This is a genomic window from Polaromonas sp. (assembly GCF_043778355.1).
Lineage (GTDB): Bacteria > Pseudomonadota > Gammaproteobacteria > Burkholderiales > Burkholderiaceae_C > Polaromonas.
The window spans coordinates 1-3,975 of the sequence record NZ_JAYWHI010000034.1; the positions used below are offsets into that span (position 1 = coordinate 1).

At 61.5% G+C, this 3,975-nt stretch carries 3 protein-coding genes; all 3 read left to right on the forward strand.

Going from position 1 to position 3,975, the window contains the following annotated elements; genetic code table 11:
• On the forward strand, window positions 1-792 hold a 792-nt coding region (locus ACH2CW_RS06525), incomplete at its 5' end, for a prephenate dehydrogenase (protein WP_395056303.1).
• On the forward strand, window positions 793-2,865 hold the full coding sequence (locus ACH2CW_RS06530; protein WP_395056305.1) for a bifunctional 3-phosphoshikimate 1-carboxyvinyltransferase/cytidylate kinase: 2,073 nt from the start codon (window positions 793-795) through the stop codon (window positions 2,863-2,865). It begins immediately after the preceding gene.
• A gap of 148 nt (window positions 2,866-3,013) precedes the next feature.
• Window positions 3,014-3,975, forward strand: a 962-nt coding sequence (locus ACH2CW_RS06535) for a 30S ribosomal protein S1 (protein ID WP_395056307.1), incomplete at its 3' end; no start/stop codon positions are given.

Sequence of the window (3,975 nt, forward strand, 5' to 3'; positions counted from 1 at the left end):
GTGGTTGGTTACAGCAAGTCGCCATCGACCACTGAGCGTGCGCGCCAGATGGGTGTGATTGATGTGGAAGCCCCCTCTGCGCTGCTCGCTGTGTCCGGCGCCGACATCGTGCTGCTGGCAGTGCCAGTCTCGGCGACTGAGGCCACTTTCAAGGCGATCCGCCACCTGGTGGGGCCCACCACACTGGTCATGGACGTCGGCTCCACCAAACGCGACGTGGTGGACGCTGCCAGACGCGTGTTGCGCGACAACCTGGGCTGCTTTGTGCCGGCGCACCCGATCACCGGCAAGGAAGTCTCCGGGGTGGAGCATGCCGATGCAGACCTTTACTTCGGCAAGCAGGTTATCCTGACACCGATCGAACGCACCTTCACGGTCCAGCTCGAAAAAGCGGTCAATGTCTGGACTGCGCTGGGCTGCAACGTCGTGAAAATGTCCCCGCAGTCACATGACGCCGCCTATGCTGCCGTCAGCCATCTGCCGCACCTGATTGCCTTCGCGATGATCAACAGCATTTCGGGCCAGGCCCAGGGCAAGGACTACCTGTCGCTGGCCGGGCCGGGTTTCCGGGACTTCACCCGTATCGCTGCCAGCGATCCAAAAATGTGGCGCGACATCCTGATCGCCAACAAGGAAGAGTTGCTGGAGCAATCCAAAAACTTCCAGAACACCCTGCAGGATCTGGAAAAACTGATCGCGGCCGCCGACGGGGATGCGCTGGAAGACCGGATCGAAAAAGCCAGCCATACACGCGCCAACTGGCGCATCAGTTCGCCGAAATCGCTCAAGTAGATGTTCGACACCGCCTTCCTGGACATTCCAGCGTTGACGGATGCCGAAGGCACCGTTCATCTTCCCGGCTCCAAAAGTATTTCCAACCGGGTGTTGTTGCTCGCAGCACTGAGCGAGGGGCGCACCACGGTGCACGATTTGCTGGCCTCCGACGATACCGCCGTGATGCTGGCCGCGCTCAGGCAACTGGGCTGCGGCGTCGAGGAAAGCGGCAGCACCGCGGTGATTGACGGCCTGGGCGGCCGGGCGGTGCAGCAGCAGGCAAAACTCTACCTGGGCAACGCCGGCACGGCGATGCGCCCCCTGACAGCGGCGCTGGCGCTGCTGGGCGGCGACTTCGAACTCTCGGGCGTGCCACGCATGCATGAGCGACCCATTGGCGACCTCGTCGATGCGCTTCGCCAGCTCGGTTGCGCCATCGACTACCTGGGCGAGGACGGCTTCCCGCCGCTGCACATTCGCACGGGTGCGCTGGTGCTTGATGCCCCGATCCGCGTGCGCGGCGATGTCTCCAGCCAGTTCCTGACCGCCCTGCTGCTGGCGTTGCCCATAGTCGCTGAACGCGATATCCACATTGAGGTTATCGGCGAACTGATCTCCCGACCCTACATCGAAATCACGCTGAACCTGCTGGCCCGTTTTGGCATCACCGTCCAGCGCGAAGGCTGGCAGCGTTTCACCATCCCGGCCGGCAGCCGCTACCGCTCTCCCGGCGCCATCCACGTTGAAGGAGATGCATCTTCTGCTAGCTATTTCATAGCACTTGGCGCCATAGCAGCAAGGGCTGAAGGCCAAAAAGGCATAAACATTGAAGGTTTGGGCGAAGCGTCCATCCAGGGCGACATCCGTTTCATCGAGGCGGCCCGACAGATGGGCGCCCACATCGACGCCAGCGCCAACAGCCTGCACATCCGCCGCGGCGCCTGGCCGCTCAAGGCGATTGACCTGGACTGCAACCACATCCCTGACGCTGCCATGACCCTGGCGGTGATGGCCTTGTACGCAGACGGCCCCAGCACACTGCGCAACATCGCCAGTTGGCGGGTCAAGGAAACCGACCGCATCGCTGCCATGGCCTGCGAGCTGCGTAAACTCGGCGCCGGCGTCGAGGAAGGCGCGGACTTCATTCGCATCACGCCGCCCCGCCCCGCCGCCGGGCCGCCTCAAGGCGGGGCAGCCCCCTCGGGGGTCAGCGAACCACACGGCGTGGGGAGCGTGGGGGCCACATCCGAATGGAAAACCGCACCCATCCACACCTACGACGATCACCGCGTCGCCATGTGTTTTTCACTCGCAGCCTTCAATTCGGCACGCCTGCCCATTCGTATTCTGGATCCGCGCTGCGTAGCAAAAACCTTCCCCGACTATTTCGAGACCCTCTTTTCCGTGACCCAGACCTCCGAAAAACTCGTTCCCGTGATCTGCATCGACGGCCCGACTGCTTCCGGCAAGGGCACGGTCGCGGCCGTGGTGGCCCAAAAACTCGGTTACCACTTCCTCGATTCCGGTGCGATGTACCGCATTACCGCCCTGGCCGCGACGCAGGCCGGACTGGCCATTGGCCCGGCACAGGAGCCGGCAATTGCGGCATTGGCGCGTCAGCTTCCGGTGCGTTTTACGGACGGCAAGGTTTTCCTGGGCGCGCAGGACGTGACGGAAACCATACGCACCGAAGAAGCCGGCATGAACGCCTCGCGCGTCTCAGCCTTGCCCAGCGTGCGACTGGCGCTGGTGGACCTGCAACACAGCTTCAGGCAACTGCCGGGCCTGGTGGCCGACGGCCGGGACATGGGCACCGTGATCTTTCCGGATGCCGCGCTCAAGATCTTCCTGACGGCGAGCGCCCGGCAGCGCGCCGAACGACGCCATAAGCAGTTGATTTCAAAGGGAATTTCGGCTACACTCGGCGGGATTCAGCAGGATTTGGAGGCCCGCGATGCCCGTGACATGTCACGGCAAGCAGCGCCTTTGAAACCGGCTGATGACGCCGCGCTACTGGACAACTCCGAGCTGTCGATTGAAGAATCGGTGGCCCAGGTGTTGCAACTCTGGCAAGGCACCCGGCCCTTCTGACCCTCATACATTGTTGTAGGCACGCCAGTGCTTCGGTCGGCAGGATCATTAACTTAACCGCGGTCACCCGCACCAAACCGCCGCAGTCAGCTCTAAAAACAATAGCAATTCTGCTATTGGAACCCTGTGCTGTGGACTAGGAAAATCAATGTCAGAATCTTTTGCCGCCCTCTTTGAAGAATCGCTGAAACGCTCCGAAATGCGTACCGGTGAAGTCATCACCGCTGAAGTCGTGCGTATCGACCACAACCACGTCGTTGTGAACGCCGGACTCAAATCCGAGGCTTATGTCCCCCTCGAAGAATTCAAGAACGACCAGGGCGAACTCGAAGTTCAGGTCGGCGACTTTGTCTCCGTGGCCATCGACTCCGTTGAAAACGGTTACGGCGACACCCTGCTGTCCCGCGACAAGGCCAAGCGCCTGGCTTCGTGGATGAGCCTGGAAAAAGCCCTGGAATCCGGCGAATTCGTCACCGGCCAGACCAGCGGCAAGGTCAAGGGCGGCCTGACCGTCCTCGTCAACGGTATCCGCGCCTTCCTGCCGGGTTCGCTGATCGACACCCGCCCCATCAAGGACTTGTCTCCGTACGAGAACAAGACCATGGAATTCAAGGTCATCAAGCTGGACCGCAAGCGCAACAACGTCGTGCTGTCACGCCGTGCGGTCGTCGAAGCGTCCATGGGCGAAGAGCGCGCCAAGCTGATGGAAACCCTCAAGGAAGGTTCTTCCGTCAAGGGCGTGGTCAAGAACATCACCGAGTACGGCGCATTTGTTGACCTCGGCGGTATCGACGGTCTGCTGCACATCACCGACATGGCATGGCGCCGCGTGCGTCACCCAAGCGAAGTGGTGACGGCTGGCCAGGAAATCGTGGCCAAGATCCTGAAGTTCGACACCGAGAAAAACCGTGTCTCGCTGGGTCTGAAGCAAATGGGCGATGACCCGTGGATGGGCGTGAACCGCCGTTATCCGCAGGCGACCCGCCTTTTCGGCAAAATCACCAACATCGCTGACTACGGCGCATTTGTCGAACTCGAACCCGGTATCGAAGGCCTGGTCCACGTGTCCGAAATGGACTGGACCAACAAGAACGTGGCACCGAGCAAGCT